Source organism: Embleya sp. NPDC005971 (genome assembly GCF_040629175.1).
Classification (GTDB): domain Bacteria; phylum Actinomycetota; class Actinomycetes; order Streptomycetales; family Streptomycetaceae; genus Embleya.
In genome coordinates this window covers 1-20,948 of record NZ_JBEXUX010000062.1, presented here as the reverse complement: position 1 = coordinate 20,948, position 20,948 = coordinate 1, and the positions used below count along the sequence as shown (strand labels likewise).

Here is a 20,948-nt window from a genome sequence, read left to right as displayed (position 1 = left end):
GCCCAAGCCTTCACCCGGATGGCCGCGAGCCTTGCGACCCTGGGGCCCGGGACGGGGCCCGAGCCGGAGCCGGGAGGGGAGTCGGCGCGGCGGCACCGGGCGATCGCGCCCCGTCGGGCACGCGCCGCCCCGCGTCGGTACCGGCGCGTGGGTGGGCCCATCGACGGGTGATCGGCAGTTCGTAGTACCGGTGGACGGCCAGGGACAGCGCGACCGAGGCCGCGGCCAGGGTCGCGATGATCAGGGTGCCGGGCAGCAGCCCGAAGGTCCGTTCCGCGCCCAGCATGTGACGGGCCGTCAGTATGAGCGGGTAGTGGGTCAGGTAGAGGGCGAAGGACGCCTCGCCGAGCGTGATCAGGCGCGGGTGGCGCATCAGTCGGGTGCGCCCCTGCACGTCGGCCCGGGCGAGGGCGGCGATGACCAGGGCGAACGGGGCGGCCATGACCATGCCGAAGGCGTACTGGGTGGGCAGGAACGGCAGTGCCCCGAACACGACCACCGCGGGGGCGGCGAGCCGTGCCCGGTTCAGGTGCGGCCAACGGCCGGTCCGGACCAGCCGGGCGGTGACGATCCCGAGGGCGAATTCCGGCAGCCGCACGAGCGGGCAGAGGTAGACGAACCAGATGCTGGTCGCGTTGGTGGGCATCCAGTCGTACAGCGGCGGCCCCGGCACCGCGGTGGCGACCAGCGGCAGCAGCAGGGTGGTCGCGGCGAGCGCCGCCCAGCACCCGCGCAGGCGTGGCACCGGGATCCGGGACACGGCGGCCAGGAGCGCGGGGAAGAGCGCGTAGAAGAACGCCTCGCAGGAGATCGACCAGGCCGGGGCGTTGAAGCTGAAGAAGTAGTCCGCGTCCGGGAACCAGCTCTGCACCAGGAACAGGCTCGCCACCGCGGCGCCCGGGCTGTCGCCGTCGGGCAACACCGTGGCCGGCTCGGCGACGATGACGGCGAAGAAGGCGACGGCCAGGGCCCAGGTCAGCACGTGGTTGGGGACGATCCGGCAAAAGCGCCGGCGCCAGAACGCCCGGGCCGTCCCGCCCGGGTCGTGGGCCCAGGTCAGCACGAATCCCGACAGGACGAAGAAGCCACTGACCGCACCGGTGGCGAGCGGCTGCAGCACCCGCAGCGGGCTGTCCGGCGCCAGGGCGAAGATGCCCGAGATGAGGGACAGATGACACAGCACGACACACATGGCGAGGAGGAACCGCAGCCCGGTCAGCGCGGGAAGACGTGCGGGCAGGAGCTGGTCGGACACGGGCTGATCTCCTTGGCCGGGGGTTGCCGGCGTCCCGGACAGGCGTGATGGGGGATGCTCCTCTGGCGGGCGGACCGCGCCCGAGGTCTCACCGGAACGGACACCCGACGGTGACGCTCTCGTCCGGTCTCCCCTCGATCCGCGCCGCGGGTACCTCCGGTTCGACCGGGCCGGCGGTGTGCACGGGCAGGCTGTGCAGGTGCCGCAGACCGCCTCGGTGCCAGGTCAGCTCGGCCGGGTCGACGGCCGGTGCGAGCAGGGGCAGCCGGGTGAACAGTCGGGTCAGCGCGATCCGGGTCTGGGCCCGGCCCCGGGCGGCGCCGAGGCAGTAGTGCGCGCCGTGCCCGAACGAGAGGTGACCGCGGGGCGTCGCCCGGTCGACGCGGACCTCGGTGGGGTGCGGCCAGCGTCGCGGATCGAGGTTGGCCTCCAGGAAGGACACCACCACCACGTCGCCGGCCGCGATCGGCGTCCCGTCCAGGACCAGCGGCTCACGGGCCACCCGCCAGGCGCTGTGGTGGAACGGCGAGGACAGGCGCAGCAGTTCCTCCACCACCGCGTCCGTGCGCGGCGCGTCGCCGGACCGTAGCGCGGCCCGCACCTCGGGGCGCTGCATCGCGATCAGCGCGGCGGTGGGGACGATGGTGGTGAGCGACTCCACCATGCCGACGAGCAGCAGTCCCACCATCGCGGCCGTCTGCGCGCCGGTCAGCCGCCCTTCGTCGTGGGCGGTCAGCAGGGCCCGGGCGGCGTTGTCCCGACGGGTCCTGCGGGCGGTGGCCATGGTCTGCACGATCCGCAGGACGAACGCCTGGTGCGCGGCCCGGCCCTGCGCGCTGTCGGGGTGGCCGGCCAGGCCCCCGGCCATGGTGGCGCGGACGACCGCCGTCGCCCGGTCGGGGGCCAGGCCCAGCATGTCGGCGACGCCCGAGGCGGCCAGCGGCACCGCGAGATCGGCGACCAGATCGCCCTGCTGCCGCCCGGCCAGGGCCTGGACCAATTCGTCGGTGTGGGCTTCGAGTTCCGCCTCGTCCAGCCCGGCCGTCGTGGCCTGGAAGTACGGACCGACGATCCGGCGCATCCGGCGGTGCTCGGCGCCGTCGCGGGCCAGGAGTTGGGGTTGGGTGGACAGGAAGCTCTCGGGGTAGCGGGCGTGCGGCAGCCCGTGCGGTGTGGCCGAGCCGAGCGCGCCCACCGTGGTCATGTCGTTGACCAGCCGTGGATCGGTGAGCATGGCCTGCGCGGCGGCGTGCCCGGTCACCGCCCACGCGGGCAACCCGCCGGCCAGCCGCACCGCCCGCACGCCGGGCCGCGCCGGTGGCGCGTACCGCTCGGGGAAGTCCGCCGCGGGCACTGCGGGGCAGTACAGGGACGGTGCGCGCGACCAGGGCGCGGACGACGACTCTTGCACAGTCATGGATCTCCGAACCATCGGGAGATGGCGGCCCGAAGCCGTCACCGACGGGTCGAAGCGTATGAGCGGGATATTTAGGAACGAAATCGATAAGTCGTACGAGTAGCCCAGGTGGCGGGTGCACGCCGGTCCCGCCCGGGCCTCACGCGGGGGTGTCCGGCGGTGCCGGCGGGTTCCTCGGGTGCGGCACGACCTGCGGCACGACGTGCGGGGCGACGGCGGCGAGGGTGTGGCACGTATCGCGATATTCCCGCACCGGCCGGGAATCGGCCACGATGCCCGCGCCCGCGCGCAGCCAGGTGCCGCCGTCGCGCGTGTAGACCATGCGCAGGGCGAGTGCGGCGTCCAACTCCCCGGCGTGGGTGGCGCGCACGACCACGCCCGCGTACAGGCCGCGTGGCGTGTCCTCGTAGCCGGCGATCATCGAGCACGCGGTGGTCTTGGGGATGCCGGAGGCGGTTCCGGCCGGGAACAGCGCGACGAGCGCGTCCCACGGCCCGTGCCGGGGGTCGAGTCGGCCGTGCACGCGGGACCCGAGGTGGTGCACGCTGCCGTGTTCCTCGACGGTCGTGAACGCGTCGACGGTGACGCTGTCCGGCTCGCACAGGGCGCGCAGTTCGGTGTCGGCCTGGTGCACCGAGACGGCGTGTTCGTAGACCTCCTTGGCGTCCCGGAGCAGGGCGGTGCGGCGTCGGGCGTCGAAGGCGGGGTCTCCGTCGCGGGGACAGGTGCCCGCGAGCGGTCGGGTGGTGATGCGCGCGTCGGCGTCGATCTCGACGAGGGTCGTGGGGCTGAATCCGGCGGCGCGCAGTCCGGGCAGGTCGAGCAGGAACGACCGGGCCGGGGTGTTCGCGCGCCGTCCCCGGAGGTAGGTCGCCGGGAAGTCCACGGGGTAGGGGACCGGCACGGATCGGGACAGGACCAGCTTGTCGAGTTCGCCGGCGCGGATGTGCTCGACGGCGGCGGCCGCGGCGGTGGTGAACCGGGCCGGTTCCCCGGCCTCGACGTCCACGGGCCGGGTCGGGGCGATCGGCCGCGGTGCGGCGGCGAGGGCGGTGCGCAGCACCCGTTCGAGGTCGTCGGGGTCCAGGGCGCGCACGGTGAGGGTGTGCGCGTCGATTTCGACCTCGACGCGCGGGACGGTCAGTCGGCCCAGGGCCCGTTCCCCGTCGGGGGAGGGCAACCCGGCGATGGCGGCGCCGAGTTCGAAGTCCCAGTGGCCGTACAGGCGCCAGTCCCGGACCGGCGCGCGGCGCAGCGCGGCGTCGATCGCCCGGGCGGGGGATCGGGTCCACGGCATGCTCGTGTGTTCGTCCGCGTGGGTGGCGGTCACGGTGTCGTGGTGGATGGCGAGCACCAGGACGGCGCCGCCGGCGAACCACCAGCGGGCGTCGCGTTCGTAGACGAGCGATTCGTCGAAGAGCCCGGATTCGGCCAGGGCGACCGCGACGCCGGCCGGATCGTAGGTTCCTTCGCGGCGGGCGCGCAGATAGCGACGGGTGGGCGTGGTGGTGGGGGAGTCGATGGGCACGGGTGGCACCGTCCTCGATTTGAGTGGTGAACAAGTAGGTTAGCCTTACCTAACTTGAATCACCACATCGAGGCCGGACGCCTACCCTGGACCGAACGGACCGCCCGAGCCGCGGCCGCCGGAACGCCGAAGGCGATCGGGCGGCCGTCCGGCTCCGGGCGGTCCGTTAGGTCCAGGGCGTGCGCTATTCGGTGCTCGTCGTCTTTCGCCCGCCGCCCGCCTGGTCGTTGTCCTTGAGCGCGCCCCAACCGTGCCAGCGGTCGATCCGGACCCAGGCGCTGACGCGGCCCCGGTCCCGCTGCGGGTAGTCGCCGCCCCCGTAGTGGCGGGCCAGCCGGTCGATGTCGGCTAGGTCCTTGTCGTCGCGGATCTCGTCGACGTGGCCGACCAGGCTCAGATGCGTGTACCAGTTCCCCTCGTCGAGCACGGTGAGGGACACCCGGGGATCGTTGCGGATGTGGGCGAGTCGCCGCCGTCCCTCGTCGAGGTTGAGCAACACGCGACCGTCCTCCTCCCACAGGTACCAGGTGGCCGTGGAGACGGGCTGCCCGTCGGCCCGGAGCGTCGTCACGACCGCGGGATTGGGTTTCCGCAACATCGCGATCGCCTCTTCGGGCAGCGGCGGCTTCGACATGTGTCCTCCTGGTCGGTGTCCGGCCGCGGTGTCTCGGCGGGTTCGCCGCACCGGACCGCACCGACGACACTACCCCCGGGCCGCGCCGCCACCCGGTTCGCCGCACGGGCCGAATCCGGTTGCCGACACCGGCGGTTCGAGGGTCGGGATCACCAGGCCCAGCCTTCGTGCCGGCCGATGCGGATGGCCGGCGGCATGGGCACCTGGTCGAGTCCGTGCGGGTTCCCGGTCAGGCTGTGGGCGCATTCGCCGGGGCAGGCCAGGAGTTGGGCGATCGGGGTGCCGCCCGTGACGACGGCGTCCTGGGAGCAGCGCAGGTCGACGCCACACGCCGCGCAGGCCGGTCCGGCCCGCTGATCGCGCGTGGGCCCCCGGTTCCCGGGTCGCTCGGGCGCGGGGTGGCGGTGAGGTCGCTCACGTGGACCGGCCCTCCATCCGCGGTACGCCGAGCGCGCCTTCGCGTGCCCCGACCAGCCAGCGACGCAGCCAACGCAGTTCGCCGTCGTCCGGGCAGCGGCGCATGCCGTTGTGATCGCAGGCCAGGAAGCGGTCCAGCGAGCGGACGTGCACGACGCCCCGGTGCTCGATCCGGGTGGACAGCGTCATCGTGGACCGGCCCAGTTGCACGACCGTGGTGCCGATGCCCACCGGCTCGGCGAGCATCGGCAGCGGGACCGGGAACGCGGTGTTGCGCTGCACGGCCGTCCAGCCGACGTGCATCACCGCCTCGCCGGGCCGTCCCGCGGCGGTGAGTTCCACCTGCGCGTCCTCGATGTAGCGGATCAGCGAGAGGTTGTGGACGCGTCCGAAGCGGTCGAGATCCGAGACCCGGGTGTGCCGTTGGCTGCGAAACTCGGGCACCGGTACCGGGCGGGTGGCCCGGGTCGGCGAGTGCGTTGCCGCGGTGGTCATGGTCGTGTTCGTCCTTCGTGTTCCGTGCCGGGTACGACGGCCGCGTCTCCTCGCGCGCCGGCCGCACCGGCCGCGCACCGCCGGGTTGCGGCGGGTGCGGCGGGTGCGGCGACGGGACGCGCGAGGTGTCCCCGAGAAAGACGTGGCGCACGACATGCCAACGACTCGGTGTTCACTTGGTCACGAACGAACGGCCACGCAATCGCGTCGACCCGCCCGAGTCTCGCCCGGGGCGGTCGGGGCGAGGTCAGCGCCCGTCGGCCCGACGCGGCGTGGTCGGCAGGATGCCGCCACCGTCGATCTCGAAGGCGTAACCCCGGCCGAACCAAGGGGAGTTGGAGTCGATGAAGGTCACCACGTCGACCCGCTTGATCAACTCCGCCTCGGCCGCCGTCCATTCCGGGCAACCGGCGATGTCGGATTTACCCATCGCCTGGGCGGCGAGGCGCCGGTGCTCGGGGTTGTCGGTGGCACCGAGGTTGAGGCCCTCGGGCGGCTTGGGCCCGGAGAAGAACACGAGGTTCCGGTCGGGGGCGGGCACCGAGACCGGCGCCCAGGCGATGTCCCACTGACCGGCCATCAGGATGGAGACGTTGGTCGTCTGGGCGGTCCGGCTGGTGGTGACCTTCACGCCGAAGGAGTTCCACTGCCGGACGGCCAACTCGACGGCGGCGATCACCTGATTGCCCTGATAGCCGGGGTAGGGCATCGAGATGGACAGTTGTCGGCCGTTCTTGCTCCAGCGCCCACCGGACTTCTCCCACCCGGCGGCTCGCAGCGCCTCGGCGGCGCGGGCCGGATCGTGCGGCGGGAGGTTGGCGGTGACCGAGTCGGTGGGGCAGGGCGGTGCCATCGTGGTGCCGAACCGGGTCGCGGGCACGCCCTTGCCGCCGGTGGCCACCGCACCGATCTGCTTGAGGTCGAGCGCGGCGACCAGGGCCCAGCGCACCTCGGCGTCGGCGGTGACCCGACCGGGGGCCTCGTTGAACAGCAACATGCCGAACGGGTCCCGCTGGAGCTCGAACCCGACGCCGGCCGCGGTCAGCCGGGTACGATCCGCGCCGATGACCCGCGCGACGTCGAGCTGTCCACCCAGCAGCAGGTTGGTCCGGGTGGACTCGTCGCCGACGAACTCGAAGACCACCCGATCCGGCGAGGCGGCGTTGTCGGCCCCGTCCGGGCCCCAGACGTATCCGGGGCGCCTGGTGAAGGCGAAGTGGTCGCCCGGCACCACCTCGCTCAGCCGGTACGGACCGGTGCCGTCGGACCCCTGGTCCAACTTCTCCTGCGAGCGCATGCCCGAGGGGCACACCAGTTGCACGGTCCCGGCGCCGCGCGGCAGGAACGGGGTGGCCTCCGGGGCCTTCAGCGTCAGGGTGCCCGCGGCGTCGTCCGCGACGGCGGTGGCGCCGACCGGCACCATCGGGCCGGCCATCGGCGACTTGTTGGCCGGGTCGCCGATGTAGTTGTACTGCGCGGCGATCGCGGACGGGGTCAACGTGGTGCCGTGGTCGCACAACACGTCGCGCCTGAGGGTGAAGCTCGCCGTGGTCGCGTCGGCGGTCCAGGTCCGGGCCACGCCGGAGGCGATCTGCCCGTCGGGTCGGATGTCGACCAGCGAGTCGTAGGCGAAGCGATTCATCATCACCGCGCTGGAGGCCGGCGCGGTCAGCGGGTTCATCGCGCCGGGGTCGCCGGCGACCCCGATGGTGACCGTGTTGCCGCCGGCACCGGCCCCGCCGTCGGTCCCCCGCACCCGGCGGCCGGCAGTCCCAGCGCGACGGCCGTCACGGCCCCTCGGGAGACGCGTGTCATCGCACGCCTCCCGGGCGACGGTCGGTACCGACGGGCCCGGTGCCGAGTGCGGCACCCGACTCGATGGCCACCACCCGTCGGCGGTGGTCGGGTGACGGGCAGGCGGGATCGGATCGTCCCAGCACGGGATACCTCCTTGGAAGGCGGCGCGTGCCGCGGAGAATGATCACGGAGGCAGGGCCGGACGGCCGTCGAATCGTCGTCGGCAACGAAGAACGGCCACCGATTCCGTACGCGTCGCCGACGCCGGGCCGGGGTGGGCGGCCGGGCGAACCGAGTTCGAGGTGGCTGCGGCCGGTCGGCTGGACAGGTATCCGGATATGGCTTCCACCCAGCGCTATCTCGCGGACCTGTCGGCCGAACTCGATGCCATGGTGGCCCTGTTGGGCCAACTGGTGAACTGCGAATCCCCGTCCGAGGATCTCTCGGCCCTGGACCGGTGCGCGGAGTTGCTGGCCGCGGTCGGGGCGGGGTTTCTCGGCCGCGAGCCCGAGCGGGTCGTCCTGGCCGGCATCACGAACCTGGTCTGGCGACCGCGGCCGAACGGGCCGTTGTTGCTCGGGCACTACGACACGGTGTGGCCGATGGGGACCCTCACGGAGCTGCCCTTCTCGACGCACGAGGGTATTGCCCGCGGCCCGGGCGTGTTCGACATGAAGGCCGGCATCGTGCAGATGTTGTACGCGGCCCGGATCTCCGGCGCGCACGATCGGGTCGGGCTGTTGCTGACCGGCGACGAGGAGACCGGATCGCTGACCTCACGTGCCCTGGTCGAGGAACTCGCAGGCAAGGCCGGCGCGGTACTGGTGGGCGAACCCAGCGCGCCCGGCGGCGCGGTCAAGATCGCGCGCAAGGGCGTGGCCCGATTCCGGGTGGCGGTTCGGGGCCGCGCCGCGCACGCGGGCCTGGAGCCGGAACTGGGCGTGAACGCGACCGTGGAACTCGCCCACCAGGTACTCGCGATGTCGTCCGCGCAGCGCGCCGACCTGGGCACCACGGTCACCCCCACCGTCGCCACGTCCGGATCCACCGTCAACACCGTGCCCGAGACGGCCGCGTTCGACATCGACGTGCGCGGCTGGACCCGTGCCGAACTCGACCGCGTCACACGGCACATGCAGACCCTGCGGGCGGTACTGCCGGACGCCGAGCTGTCCGTGACCGGCGGCGTCAATCGGTACCCGCTCGAGGAAGCCATGTCCGCGGACCTGGTCGCCCACGCACGGGCCGCCGCCCGCGAACTCGGCCTCCCCGAACCGGAAGGCGTGCGCTCCGGCGGCGGCTCGGACGGCAACCTCACCGCCGCGATCGGCATCCCCACCCTCGACGGCATGGGCGCCGTCGGCGGCCACCCGCATGCCCGCGACGAGTTCGTGCAGATCGCCACCATGCCCGCCCGAACGGCCCTCCTGGCGGCGACACTCGACCGACTCGGCGGTGGGGCGTAGCTCACCCGGAGGGGGACGGCGTCTCGGGGTGTACCGCCGCGCCGGTCGGCCGGCCCCACGGGGGGAGGGCCGGCCGATCCGGCGCGGGCCCGTCGTCGCGGGCCGGGAGAGCCGGCGCGTCCGCGACGAGCGGGACACGTCCGGTGGCAACCGGACGTGGATCGAGTGGCCCACCGGGCATCCGGGCGGCACAAATCTCGGGTCGACTCCATGGTCACAGGAAGACGCCGCGGCCCGCGTCGCCCTGCGGGTTGACGGAAGCATCAGCCCGTCGGCCTAGCCGGGCTACCACAGGAGGAGGAAAAACCGGTCCGGTCCGGCGCAGAACGGTACGCGGGTACGGGGACTCCCCTACGGGGCAGGGGGGTTGCCCCTCATGACGGGGAGAAACCCCCTGTCGGAGGGAGGTGCCGTCGCGGGCCGTCGGCCGGCTCGACGGCCTCGGCCTCGCGAGCCTGCCCGGTCGGCGGCCGATCCGAGGAATCGCCCGGTGTGCCCTGGCGATGGTCGGGGAAGTCGTCTCGCACACGCGGAGGTGCCGACGAAGGGACGCCATGAGCGAGCGGGACGGTCGGGGGGAGAGCGCGGACGAGCGCGCGGATCGGCGCTGGATCGAACTTCTCCAGGAGGTGCGCGTTGTACAGACCGGTGCGCAGGTGTTGTTCGGCTTCCTGTTGAGCGTCGTGTTCACCCCGAAGTTCGACACCCTGGGCGACTTCGACAACGGCCTCTACGTGGCCGCCGTGGTCCTGGGAGCGGCCTCGATGGGTGTCCTGGTGTCCGTCGTCTCGCTGCATCGCGCCGTCACGGGACAACACCGCAAGCCCCGACTCGTGCGGGTGGCGAACCACCTTGTTCCGGCAGGGGTGGGCCTGTTGGCCTGCACGATCGGCTGCTCGTTGTTGTTGCTGTTGCGGGTGGCCACCGACGACGTGACGGCGGCGTTGCTCACCGCGGCGGCCGCGGTCTGGTTCCTCGGCTGGTGGCTCGTGTTGCCGTTGGTGCTCCGGCGCGGTGGAGCGGCGGAGTGAATTGCCCGTCCACGGCCGGTCATGGGAAGGCGAGTGGGGTGAACAGGTGTGCGGTGTCGGTGACTTCGAGCAGACGGCGCAGCCTGTCGCCGGGTGCGAGACCGAGTCGGGTCCCGGTTTCCAGGGCCCTGGACCGCGCTCGGAGCAGGGCGTGCAGGCCGGTGCTGTCGCAGAACGTGAGGTTGCGCATGTCCACGTCCACCCGCCGCACCCCCGCCGCCAATGCCCGGTCCAGGGCGCGGCGAAGATCCGCTTCGGTGTCGATGTCGACTTCGCCGCCGATCCGCAGCAGCACCCGGTCGTCGGCGACGATCACCCGTATGCGCAGGTGCTTCTGCGTGCTCTCCCGACGGCGGCTTCGGTGAGTCCCGGGGCGGCCCGGTGGGTGCGGCGAGTGGCGGGAACCGGGGCGTCGTGGGGTCATGGCGGGCTTCCCTCCATCACACGGCGGGTCGGGCCTGGATGGTCGTTCGGGGCGGTGGGTGGATTCGGCCGGGGCGAGTGGCCGGCGGTTGCGTCGTCTCCAGGATCGATGGCCACCGAACGTACGTCAAGGAATTCATGAACTGCAATTCGTGTGTCGAGTTGCCGGAATGGTCGAGCCTATGATGGTGCGCATGAGCGATGCGGAGCAGTCCCGGCCCTCGTGGACGTTCTTCACCAATCACGCTCGGGTGCTCTCGGCGATCGCCCGTGATCCCGGGGCGCGGGTGCGTGACATCGCAGCCGTGTGTCTGCTGACCGAGCGCGCCGTGCAGGCGATCCTGGCGGACCTGGAGCACGGCGGATATCTGACCCGGCAGCGCAGCGGCCGGCGCAACGTCTACCGGGTCGTGCCCGGGACCGAGGTGCGGCATCCGGCCGATCGGGGCCGGGCCGTCGCCGATGCGCTGGACCTGCCCGTACCGGAGTCCGCCGGCGGTACGGACCCGGACGCGGCCGACGCGGACGACCGGCGGTTCGGCAGGCGCGACCGGATGGATGCGGATCGGGATTCCGGCGGTTGAGCAGCGCCCCGGCCGCCCGGGTTCGCGGCCGAGCGGGCCGAGCAGGCCGAGCCCCGGCAAGCCGGAGCCCCGCGACCCCCGAGCCCCGCGCGGGCCGAACCCCGAGAACACCGAGTCCCGAGGCCCGTTTGGGCGGATTGTGTGGGTCGACCATGACGGAGACGACCGAGCCGACCCGACGAGGCGACCTGTTCGTCGGCGTTGCCACGAACCGTCGATTCGAGGGCCCCACCACGGGTGACGAGCGGGCCATCCTGACCGACGTCCTGGCCGCCCAGCGCTCGACGCTGGAACTGAAGTGCTCGGGCCTGGGCGCGGACCTGGCCCGGCGATCGGTGCCGCCGTCCACGCTCTCGCTGCTCGGGATCGTGCGACACCTGGCCGACGTGGAGCGCCGCTGGTTCCGGGAGGTCCTGGCCGGGCAGGACGCGCCGGCCCACTTCTCCTCGCGCACCGACCCCGACGGGGACTTCGAGGGCGCGGTGCCCGACGACGCGGTCGTCGAGCGGGCCTGGGCGGTCTGGCGTGCGGAGGTCGCCTTCGCCGAGCGTTTCACGATCGAGGCGCCCGACCTCGACGTCGCGGGCGAGGACGCGTGGCGCGGCACGGTCTCGCTGCGCTGGGTGCTGATCCACCTGGTCGAGGAGTACGCCCGGCACAACGGCCACGCCGACCTGCTGCGCGAACGTATCGACGGGGCCATCGGGGTGTGATCGGCGGCTGCGCGCCGCCGACGACGGTGGGGGCGGGGTCGGTGGGGCGGCTCGAAGGTGCGATGTCCGTCACGTGTGCCGGCGTTCGGCGGGAGATCGTGACACAACTGATCTGACGGGCCGTCAGTTAGGTTGGCGGCCCCTGGATTCGGGAGCCGTTTCGTGGCAACCGCCGTACCTTCGTCAGGTCTTCGCTCCCGTCTGATCGTGCCGACCCTGGCCTTCGGCGGCACCCTCATGGCCCTCATGCAGACGGTGATCGTGCCGCTGCTGCCCGCGCTTCCCGGCGATACCGGGTCGTCACCGGGCACGGTGAGTTGGATGTTGACCGCGACGCTGCTCTCCGGTGCGGTGCTCAATCCGGTGCTGGGGCGGGCCGGCGACATGTACGGCAGGCGGCGCATCCTGGTCGGCGCGCTCGTGGTGATGACGCTCGGCTCGGCGCTGTGCGCGCTGACCTCCGACATCGGTGTGCTGATCACCGCGCGGGCGCTACAGGGCACGGCGGCCGCGGTCGTGCCGCTGGCGACCGGCATCCTGCGCGACGAACTGCCGCCGCACCGGGTCGGCTCGGCGGTCGCGCTGATGAGTTCGACGGTGGGCATCGGGGCGGCGGCCGGGCTGCCGTTGGCGTCGGTGGTGGTGCAGCACGCCGATTGGCACGTGTTGTTCTGGGTGACGACCGGCCTGGGGGTGTTCGGCGCGGTGCTCTCGTGGTGGGTGTTGCCGCGGTCGTCGTCGGCGCGTACCCCCGGTCGCTTCGACATCGTGGGGGCCTTGTTGCTCACCACCGGCCTGGTGGGCGTGCTGCTCGCGGTGTCCAAGGGGGAGGACTGGGGGTGGAGCAGCCCGGCGGTGCTGGGGATCGGCGCGGCCGGCCTGCTCGTGCTGCCGGTCTGGGGTCGGCATCAGTTGCGGGTGCGCGAGCCGCTCGTGGATCTGCGACTGGCGGCCCGCCGGACGGTCCTGCTCCCGCACCTGGCGGCCCTGGTGACCGGATTCGCCTTCTACGCGAACTGGTTGGCCACCGTGCAGTTGGTGCAGGCGCCCGAGGAGACCGGTTACGGCCTGGGGGCGTCCGCGTTGGTGGCGAGCCTGTGCCTGTTGCCCGGCGGGTTGACGATGGTGCTGATGTCGCCGGTGTCGGCCCGGTTGTCCGCCGCGCGTGGGGCCAGGTCGACGCTGGTGGCCGGGGCGCTGGTGATCGCGGTGGCGTATGTGGTGCGGGTGTTCACCAGCGAGCAGATGTGGACGATCGCGGCCGGGGCGACGTTGTGTTCGGTGGGGACCGGGCTCGTGTATTCGGCGTTGCCGACCCTGGTGATCCAGGCGGTGCCGGCGGAGCAGACGGCGGCGGCGACGGGCCTGAACGTGCTGATGCGCACGATCGGCCAGGCCCTGTGCAGCACGGTGGTCACCGTCGTGTTGACGACGGTGACGCTGCCGGCGGGCGCGGGCGGTGCCACGTACGCCTCGCTCGACGCCTACCGGATCGTCTTCGCGCTCGCCGCCGCCGCGTCCGTGGTCGCGGCGCTCACCGCGGCGGCGATCCCGCGCACCGCGACCCACCCGGCCGGTGTCGAGACGCGCGGCCCCCTCCGTCGGCCGTCCCGAACGCCCTCCTGATCCCCGACCCGGGCGGGCCGTGCCGGCGCGCGGGTGTGCGCCGGCACGGCGGCGGTTCGACCCACCGGAGGTCGGGACGTTCGCCGGGTGTCGTCACCGGGTCGAGTGCGGGTGTCCGCAGCGGAACAGCGGTTCGCCGGTGTCGAATGGCATGTCCTCGCGGGAGTCCTCGACCGCGCGCATCGACGAGGGCAGGTCGAAGGGCAGCGTGCCGGGGGTGGGGGCGTGGCCGAAGACCGCGTCCAGGACCAGGTCGTCGTCGGCGCCGAAGTCGGCGAGGAGGGCGGCGGCACAACCGGCGAGTTCGGTGAGGATCGCGGCGCGGTCGAGGAAGACGTCGATCGCCGTGGGTACGGTCGCACACAGCTTGCCCAGCCGCTCGACCTCGCCGGCGGGGAAGTCGAGGGAGCCGGCGTGGAAGTGGCGTTCCAGCAGTCCCTCGCGGGGCTCGTAGGGGGCGTCGATCCGGATGACGGCCAGGTCCGCGTCCTCGGGTCGCTGGACCACCGTGCCGTAACGGGCGGCGACTTCGGGGTCGATGTTCTCCACGTACAGCCGGCGCCGCGGCTCCGCCACGAACACTTCCCCCGTCAGGCGGACCAGGGAGCGCTGTTGCACGCGGCGGCCGAGCTCGACGTGGGTGGGGTGTCCCACCACCCGTTCGGCGGCCTCGGGGTCGACGTACGGGTCGTCGAAGAGGCCGAGCCGGAACTTGTCGCGCAGGATGCGCCGGGCCGACGCGTCGATGCGGCTCTCCTCGACGGCGCCCGAGTGCACCGCGTCGATGATCAGGTCGGTGCGGGTCTCGCCGCCGAACTGGTCGACGCCGGCGTGCAACATCATCGCCGCCTGTTCGGCGATGGTGAGGTGTTCGACGCCCCAGTTGCGGGGCGGCAGTGCGACGATGCCGGGGATCTCCATGCCGGTGAGCACGTTGAAGTCGCTGCACACCACGCCGTCGAAGCCGTACCGGTCGCGCAGCAGGCCGGTGAGGACGTCGCGGTTGAACGAGGAGCCGACCTCGGCGAGCGCGGTGCCGACCGGAATCGAGTAGCACGTCATGACCTGGGCGGTGCCGACCGCGAACGCGGCCTCGAACGGCCGCAGGTGGTAGTCGAGGTTGCCACCCGGGTAGACGGTGCGGGTGCCGTAGGCGAAGTGCGGGTCCTCGCCGCGCTCCTGGGGGCCGCCGCCGGGGAAGTGCTTCGTCATGCACGCGACGCTGTCCGGGCCCAAACGCTCGCCCTGCATGCCGCGGATGTAGGCGGCCAGGATGCGGGCGACGCGGTCGGCGTCCTCGCCGAAGGTGCCGCTGGTGCGCGGCTTGCGCGGCTCGGTGGCCAGGTCGGCCATCGGGTGGATCGCGACGCGCACGCCGACGGCGCGCAGTTCGGCGGCCATCGCGGCGGCGTACTCCCGGACCAGCTCGGGGTCGTCGGTGGCCGCGAGGCCGATCGGTTCGGGGCCGCGGCTGAAGGCGCCACCGGTGAACGCGGTGGCGGGGTTCTCGGTGAAGCCGTGCCGGGGGTCGGAGGCCAGGGTGACGGGGATGCCCAGCCGGGTGGCGGCGGCCAGTTCCTGCACGTGGTTGTTCCACCGGGCCATCTCGACCGGCGCGGGCATCGCGGTGAGGCCGAAGGTGTTGACGCCGCGTTCGCCGATCGACTCGGCCCCGGTGGGGATGCGCGAGCCGTCGCCGGGGACCATCCGGCCGCAGCACATCAGGCCGGCCTTCTCGGCCAGGGTCATCCGGCCCAGCAGGTCGGCGACGCGTTCGTCGATCGGGAGCCGGGGGTCCTCGTAGGGCTCCATGGTCCCGTTGTGGTTGAGGTCGCGAAAGCGGGTGCCGTCGTGGTGGCGCAGCGTGCGGAGCATGGTGGATCAGTCCTCGTGGTGGTGATCGGGGGCGGGTGTGGGGTGCTTCGGACCGCGGCCGGCGCTTGCCGAACGGGCGGTCCGGGCCGACCCGCCCTCGCTCCGTCCGGGGGAACACGGGTCCACGGGGGTGGACCTGCACCGACCCCGATAAGTGGCACAACTGCCAGATGACAGTAGTGCAAACTTCTGTGGCGGGGAAGATTGCAATCCGGGAGCCCGAACCCCGGGCCCCGAACCCCCGCGACCACGAAGCCGCCACACACCGTCACGAAGCCCGCCCCGGCCTTCGGACGGCATCGACTGGGAGGACCATGCGCGAGCAGACGCACGCCGCGACGACCGGACCGGGACTGCGCGAACGCAAGAAGGCGCAGACCCGGGACGCCATTCGGACCGCGGCCCTGGATCTCTTCGAGGAGCGCGGCTTCGAGGGCACCACCGTCGACCAGATCTGCGCCCGGGCCGACGTCGCGCACCGCACCTTCTTCCGCTACTACGAGAGCAAGGAAGCACTGCTCTTCGGCTGGGGTTTCGGCCGGCACATCGTCGACCGGTTCGCCGCGGCGCCGGCCGACCTCGACCTGTGGGCGGCCCTGGCGCACGCCTTCGACGGCTATACCAACGGAACCGCGAACGAGCCGGCCGGCACCATGGCCCGCCGACGCGAACTCCGCCGCCGCTTCGCCGACATCCGCTCCGTGCACGAATTCGCCATCCTGCGGATCGACGCGCTGGCCCAGGACGCGGTCGGCATCGCCGCCGCCCGACTGGGCGTCGACCCCGACCAGGACCTGCGCCCCAGGGCGCTGGGCGCACTGCTCGCGGGACTGACCCGGCGGGTCGTGGTCGACGGCGGCACCGAGGGGGCAGCCGCCTGGGTGGCCGCGTTGCGCGACGTCCTGCCCAGGACGGACCGAGCCGAGGTTGCGGGCGACACCGAGTCGAGTCCTCGGACAGGACCGAGCCGAAGTTCCTGAGCGGTACCGCAGCCGGCGTCGCGGTCGGGCCGGCAGGGTGGGGCCGTGATCGAATCGCTGCTGGTTCTACTCGATGCCACAGACGACTCCCGGGGACACCGGCTCGACGCCGCGATGCGCCGACTGTTCCCGGAGATCGGCCCGCAGCTCCTCGCCAACACCGATCTGTCGCTGCCCCCGCCCGTCGCCGCGTGGATCGCCCGTCACGCACCGGCGGCCGATCGCGCGCGATTGGTGCGCAACGCACCCCTGGACGCGGGCACCCTCGCGCTGCTGGCCGAGGACCCGGCCGACGAGGTGCGCGCCCAGGTGTACGGACGCTTCGACACCCCGCAACACCTGCGCCGCGCCGGGGCCGAGAGCCGGACCAAGCCACCGGCCGGCAACGCTCCCGATGCCATGCACACGATGGCCCGGGCCGCCCTGCGGCCGACGTTCGGCAAGTGGCGGCAACTGCACGCCTGTCGCCCCGAGTCGTGGACCGCCGCGCAGTGGGCGCGGGCCGCCGACCTCGCCTGTGTCGCCTCCTGGGGCCCCGCGGTGAGCGCCGAGATCGTCGCCGTGCCGACCTGCCCGCGGCACACCGCCCTGGCCGTGCTCGCCCACGAGACACCCGGCCCGCCGCACACCCGAGCCGCCCGGATCGGCCTGGCCACCGGCAGATTCACCGCCCACGACCTGATCTTCCGCGCTCCGCACGCGGCCAAGGCCATCGAACTGGTCGAGGACCTGGCGACCCGGACCGGCAACCGCCTGCCCGCCGTGCGGTCCGGGCAACTCGCCGAGTTGGTCCGCCTGTTCCGAGGAACCGTCCGCGCGGCGCTGGGCACCGACCCGGAGCGCTGGCGCACCGCGACCTCCCTGCTGCACGCGGATTCGCCGTACCACGGCAGCATCGCCGACCTCCTCGACGAGGCCGCCGGCATCGGGCCGCCCCGGGACTGCCCGACGACCCCCGGGCACGAGGCGGCGAGCGTGCGCTCCCCGGTGACGGTGCTGCTGCGCCAGGCCGATCCGCGCGCGGCGGCGGCGATCGTCGCCGCACTGGACGACGACGTGTCGACCGCCCTGTGCGGCCGGACGCTCACCACGCCGTTCGCAGGCCGGCTCGCCGCGGCCCTGGTGGACACGCTCGCCGCGACCTCCCCCGAACGACTGCCGCTGCTGGCCGCGAACCACGCCCAGCACGCCGGCCTGCGCGCGGCACTGCTGGGACTGGACGACCCACGCGTCAACGCGGCGATCCTGGCCCGACCCGACATCCCCGCGCACGTGCGCGCCGCGATCTGGTCCGGCACCCCACACGCCCCCGGCCGCACCGAACCGGTGCCCCTGGCGGCGGCGTCGCTCGACACGTTGGACGCGCTGCCGCGGCACGACCCCTCGCACGGATACACCGACCCACGCGTGGAGGACGCGAAACTCGCGGTGTTCGCGCGCGACCCCGAGACCGTCCTGGCCGCCCTCGCCCGCGTCGACCACCTCGGTACCGGTCCGACCCTGGTCGCCTACCGACGGCTGGCCGAGGCGGGTCGACTCGACCTGCTGCGCGCGGCGGCGCACTCGGCCGCGGCGTTTGGCCACGCCTTCGAGTCGCGGCTGCGCCTGGGCGAGGTGCTCGGCTCCGCCCGTACCGCGCAGGACGTCCTGGACCACATCGAGCGCGTCACCCGACGCGAGACCACCGGCGATCTGGGCGACCACCTCCCTCGGTTCATCGCCCAACAGTCCCGGATCGGCGGCCGGATACCGTGGGACGACGTGCACAAGGCGCTCGCCCGCGGCACCGTGACGCGGCACGCCGTCGGCGCGCTCGCCGCCCACCCGGCCGTCCCCGAACCGGTCGCCCTCGCGCTGATCGAAACCGCCCCGAACGCGTGCGTCGCCCAACTCGCGCCCCGATCACGCATACTCGCCCTGGCCGCACTGCGCCGCGGCGACATGCGCGCGAGCATCGCCCGCGAGGACAACGCGCACTGGGCCCGCTGCGTCACCGAACGCCTGGTCACCCCCGAAGAGTTCCTGTACGAGGGGCGCGGCGCCGCGATGATCCTGGCCGCGCTGTACACCCACCCGGTGGCCCTCGCGGAGGTGGCCGAGCGGCTGTCCGCCCTGGTCGAGCAACATCTGGGCCCCGGCGGCGACGCCTGGGCGGTGACCGCCCGCCTGGTCCGCGACTTCACCGGCACGGTCCCCGAACTGCTCGCCGCCGCGGCCGCCGCCACCCGCGAGCCGGGGCCGGGAACGGCGGGGTGAGCGGGCCGCGGTCGGCGACGGGGTGGCCTGGATGCTCCGGTGGCGCGCCCTCGAATGGCGTGGATTCGGCTCCTCAAGGCGTGATCATCGATGCGACGATCTGGTGATCGACGGGGGCTTCCGCGTGGTGCGGCGGCGTTTCCCCTCGCGACCGGAAGGGATCACCCTCGTGGACTCGCTGGATCTGAAGACGGTGCGCACCAGCCTCGAAGGGGCGGTATTGCAGGTGCGGTTGGCCCGGCCGGAGGGGGGCAACGCGCTCGACGAGCAGATGTTGGACGACCTCCTGGCGGTGCTCGCCGACCTGCGGGAGCGTACCGACGTGCGAGTGCTCGTCCTGTCCGGGGAGGGTGATTCGTTCTGCCTGGGCGGTGATCGCGGCGAGTTGCTACGGCTGGCGGCCGAGGATCCCGGCGGGCCGGCCGTGCGCCGGATCGGCGAGAAGGCGCGAGCGGTGTGCGAGGGGCTCGCCGCGGCCGATCCGGTCACCATCGCGCGGGTGCACGGCCAGGTGGTCGGGGCGGGGCTGGCCCTGGCGATCTTCTGCGACCTGCGGGTGGGCGACATCGAGACACGGTTCCGGATGCCCGAGTTGGCCCTGGGACTGCCCACCGCGTGGGGCGGTGCGATGGCTCGACTCATCGGCGAGGTCGGCGCCGCCCGGATCCGCGAACTCGTACTGACCGCCGACGCGTTCGACGCGCACACCGCACACCGGTTGTCGATCCTGCATCAGGTGGTGCCGGCCTCCGAACTGGACGCGGCGGTGAGCCGCTGGGTCAAGCCGGTCGTCCGCAGGCCGGTCGCGGCCCTGCACGCGTCGAAGACGTTGATGAACGCCTACAGCCGCAGCGACCGCTTCGGCGATCTCTCGATGCTCGACGGCCACATGTTGTCCGCGTTCCTGGGCGCGGCGACCGCGCGCTGAGCGCACACCCACGCCCGCCGGTCGCACGTCGACGCCGCGGGGTGGTCGCGGCACACCGCCGCGTCCACCCCGCCGGCGATTCGCTCAGCGCACGCTCACCGGCATCCGGGTGATCCGGCGAAACGCCAGCCGCGGTTCCCACGTCGGCTCCGCCACCACCCGCAGCGCGGGCAGGCGACGTACGATCGCCTCCAGCAGCACACCGGCCTCCAGGCGGGCCAGGCCCGCCCCGATGCAGTAGTGGATGCCGCCGCCGAAGGAGATGTGCCGGGCTCGTCGGGTGATGTCGAAGGCGTGCGCGTCGGGCGTCAGGTCCGGGTCGTGATTGGCCGCACCCAACATCGTGTGCACGACCTCGCCGCGGCCGATCGGCATGCCCGCCAGGACCAGGTCCCTGCTCGCATAGCGCGTGGTCACGTGGATCGGCGGGTCGTATCGGAAGACCTCCTCGACGGCGTCGGCCAGCGCCGCCGGGTGGGCGCCCAGCCAGGCCCGCTGCGCCGGATGCCGGTCGAAGGTCCAGACCATCGTGGACAGCAGGGTGGAGGTGGTCTCCAGGGACGCGATCACCACGAACATGGCGAGCGAGTAGACGTGCTCGTCCGCGAGTTCGCGATCGGGCTCCAACGCGTCCCAGGCGCGCAACCACTGGGAGATCACATCGTCGCCGGGGGCGGCGCGGCGGCGCGCGACCAGCGCGGTGAAGTACTCGCGCAGCCCCCCGACCGCCTCGTCCGCCGCCCGGAGTTGGCGCTTGGTGGGCAACAACTCCTGGGCGTACGCCTGCGCGTGGGTGAGCGCGCGGAGCAGGTCGAAGTCCTCGGGCGGCAGGCCGAGCCAATGCCCCACGGTGGCCACCGGCAGTTGTTCGCCGACGAGTTCGGCGAAGTCCGCGTCCGCGTCCCCGGCCTGCTCGATCAGGGTGTCCAGCAGGGTGTTCGCCACGCGTTGCACGGTCGGGCGCAGTGTCTCCAGGGTGCCGCGGTCGAAGATGTTGTTGACGGATCTGCGGATCCGGGTGTGCTCCGGCGGGTTGAGCGCCACCAGCGTCTGTTCGAGTTCGCGCGACGAGGGTGTCGACCACCGCGAGCCGTCGGTCTGTCGCGCCCGCCAGGCCCGGTCCAGGGCGAGCCAATCGGGGCTGCGCAGAACCTCGTCGCAGGCACGATGGCCGACCACCAGGAAGCCGCCCCAGGGCGCGGGCACCACGTCGCCCATCTCCCGTAGACTGGCGTACAGCGGCAGGGGATCCGCCTGGCCGGCCACGGAACGCAGCCGGGACAACAGGGCGACGACACTTCGACTGTCGATGACGGTGGTGGACGCGGAAGACTGCACGACGGCTCCTTCTACTCGACACGAGGTCAACTGACGACTCGGCACAGCGTTGATCGATCGGCCGCCCTTGGCGCGGGCGGTCGACGGTGAAGGGTGTCTGCGGTTGTCGGGCGGGGCGTTCGGGCGCAGGTGTGATCCAGCCCCGTCCGGGGGCACCGGGGTCGGGGCCGGGAGAACCCGGCCCC

At 72.9% G+C, this 20,948-nt stretch carries 17 protein-coding genes; 8 read left to right on the top strand and 9 right to left on the bottom strand.

Going from position 1 to position 20,948, the window contains the following annotated elements:
• Window positions 1-10: 10 nt before the first annotated feature.
• The 6 genes from ABZ374_RS37665 to ABZ374_RS37640 all read right to left on the bottom strand — a co-directional run bounded on the left by ABZ374_RS37665 (window position 11) and on the right by ABZ374_RS37640 (window position 7,502).
• Window positions 11-1,255 (bottom strand): acyltransferase, encoded by a 1,245-nt coding sequence (locus ABZ374_RS37665; protein ID WP_360320224.1) that lies wholly within the window; start codon window positions 1,253-1,255, stop codon window positions 11-13.
• Between the two features lie 88 nt (window positions 1,256-1,343).
• Entirely contained in the window at window positions 1,344-2,672 is a 1,329-nt protein-coding gene (locus ABZ374_RS37660; RefSeq protein ID WP_360320221.1) for a cytochrome P450, read from the bottom strand.
• Window positions 2,673-2,811: 139 nt separating this feature from the next.
• Window positions 2,812-4,200, bottom strand: coding sequence for a salicylate synthase (locus tag ABZ374_RS37655; RefSeq protein WP_360320218.1), 1,389 nt, complete (start codon window positions 4,198-4,200; stop codon window positions 2,812-2,814).
• Window positions 4,201-4,384: 184 nt separating this feature from the next.
• On the bottom strand, window positions 4,385-4,834 hold the full coding sequence (locus ABZ374_RS37650; RefSeq protein ID WP_360320215.1) for a PPOX class F420-dependent oxidoreductase: 450 nt from the start codon (window positions 4,832-4,834) through the stop codon (window positions 4,385-4,387).
• Window positions 4,835-5,248: 414 nt separating this feature from the next.
• Window positions 5,249-5,746, bottom strand: a complete 498-nt coding sequence (locus tag ABZ374_RS37645) for a hypothetical protein (RefSeq protein WP_360320212.1) — start codon at window positions 5,744-5,746, stop codon at window positions 5,249-5,251.
• Between the two features lie 247 nt (window positions 5,747-5,993).
• Window positions 5,994-7,502, bottom strand: a complete 1,509-nt coding sequence (locus ABZ374_RS37640) for an ABC transporter substrate-binding protein (RefSeq protein WP_360320209.1) — start codon at window positions 7,500-7,502, stop codon at window positions 5,994-5,996.
• A gap of 379 nt (window positions 7,503-7,881) precedes the next feature.
• Here ABZ374_RS37640 and ABZ374_RS37635 point away from each other — a divergent pair, with 379 nt between their 5' ends.
• Window positions 7,882-9,009: a M20 family metallopeptidase gene (locus ABZ374_RS37635; protein ID WP_360320206.1), complete on the top strand. Its 1,128-nt coding sequence runs from the start codon at window positions 7,882-7,884 to the stop codon at window positions 9,007-9,009.
• A 554-nt stretch (window positions 9,010-9,563) separates the two neighbouring features.
• Window positions 9,564-10,040 carry a DUF6328 family protein gene (locus ABZ374_RS37630; RefSeq protein ID WP_360320203.1) on the top strand — a complete coding sequence of 159 codons (477 nt, stop codon included), beginning with the start codon at window positions 9,564-9,566 and terminating at the stop codon, window positions 10,038-10,040.
• A 19-nt stretch (window positions 10,041-10,059) separates the two neighbouring features.
• Here ABZ374_RS37630 and ABZ374_RS37625 read toward each other — a convergent pair whose 3' ends face one another.
• Window positions 10,060-10,464, bottom strand: a complete 405-nt coding sequence (locus ABZ374_RS37625) for an STAS domain-containing protein (protein WP_360320200.1) — start codon at window positions 10,462-10,464, stop codon at window positions 10,060-10,062.
• A 193-nt stretch (window positions 10,465-10,657) separates the two neighbouring features.
• Between ABZ374_RS37625 and ABZ374_RS37620 the strand changes: the two genes are divergently transcribed.
• The 3 genes from ABZ374_RS37620 (at window position 10,658) to ABZ374_RS37610 (ending at window position 13,386) form a co-directional block, all read left to right on the top strand.
• Window positions 10,658-11,047, top strand: coding sequence for a helix-turn-helix domain-containing protein (locus ABZ374_RS37620; RefSeq protein WP_360320197.1), 390 nt, complete (start codon window positions 10,658-10,660; stop codon window positions 11,045-11,047).
• Between the two features lie 152 nt (window positions 11,048-11,199).
• Window positions 11,200-11,760, top strand: a complete 561-nt coding sequence (locus ABZ374_RS37615; protein ID WP_360320194.1) for a DinB family protein — start codon at window positions 11,200-11,202, stop codon at window positions 11,758-11,760.
• Window positions 11,761-11,967: 207 nt separating this feature from the next.
• On the top strand, window positions 11,968-13,386 hold the full coding sequence (locus tag ABZ374_RS37610; RefSeq protein WP_360320191.1) for an MFS transporter: 1,419 nt from the start codon (window positions 11,968-11,970) through the stop codon (window positions 13,384-13,386).
• Between the two features lie 93 nt (window positions 13,387-13,479).
• On the opposite strand, the gene ABZ374_RS37605 is transcribed toward ABZ374_RS37610, so the two are convergent.
• A complete protein-coding gene (locus ABZ374_RS37605; RefSeq protein WP_360320188.1) occupies window positions 13,480-15,261 on the bottom strand; it encodes a glycoside hydrolase family 3 N-terminal domain-containing protein in 1,782 nt (593 codons plus the stop codon).
• Between the two features lie 314 nt (window positions 15,262-15,575).
• Between ABZ374_RS37605 and ABZ374_RS37600 the strand changes: the two genes are divergently transcribed.
• From ABZ374_RS37600 to ABZ374_RS37590, 3 genes are all read left to right on the top strand, one after another.
• Window positions 15,576-16,241, top strand: a complete 666-nt coding sequence (locus tag ABZ374_RS37600; RefSeq protein WP_360320185.1) for a TetR family transcriptional regulator — start codon at window positions 15,576-15,578, stop codon at window positions 16,239-16,241.
• Between the two features lie 45 nt (window positions 16,242-16,286).
• Entirely contained in the window at window positions 16,287-18,497 is a 2,211-nt protein-coding gene (locus ABZ374_RS37595; protein ID WP_360320182.1) for a hypothetical protein, read from the top strand.
• A 160-nt stretch (window positions 18,498-18,657) separates the two neighbouring features.
• Window positions 18,658-19,425, top strand: a complete 768-nt coding sequence (locus ABZ374_RS37590; protein WP_360320331.1) for an enoyl-CoA hydratase/isomerase family protein — start codon at window positions 18,658-18,660, stop codon at window positions 19,423-19,425.
• 84 nt (window positions 19,426-19,509) lie between these two features.
• Here the strand turns inward: ABZ374_RS37590 and ABZ374_RS37585 are convergent, their stop codons facing one another.
• Window positions 19,510-20,763: a cytochrome P450 gene (locus ABZ374_RS37585; protein WP_360320179.1), complete on the bottom strand. Its 1,254-nt coding sequence runs from the start codon at window positions 20,761-20,763 to the stop codon at window positions 19,510-19,512.
• Between the last annotated feature and the right edge of the window lie 185 nt (window positions 20,764-20,948).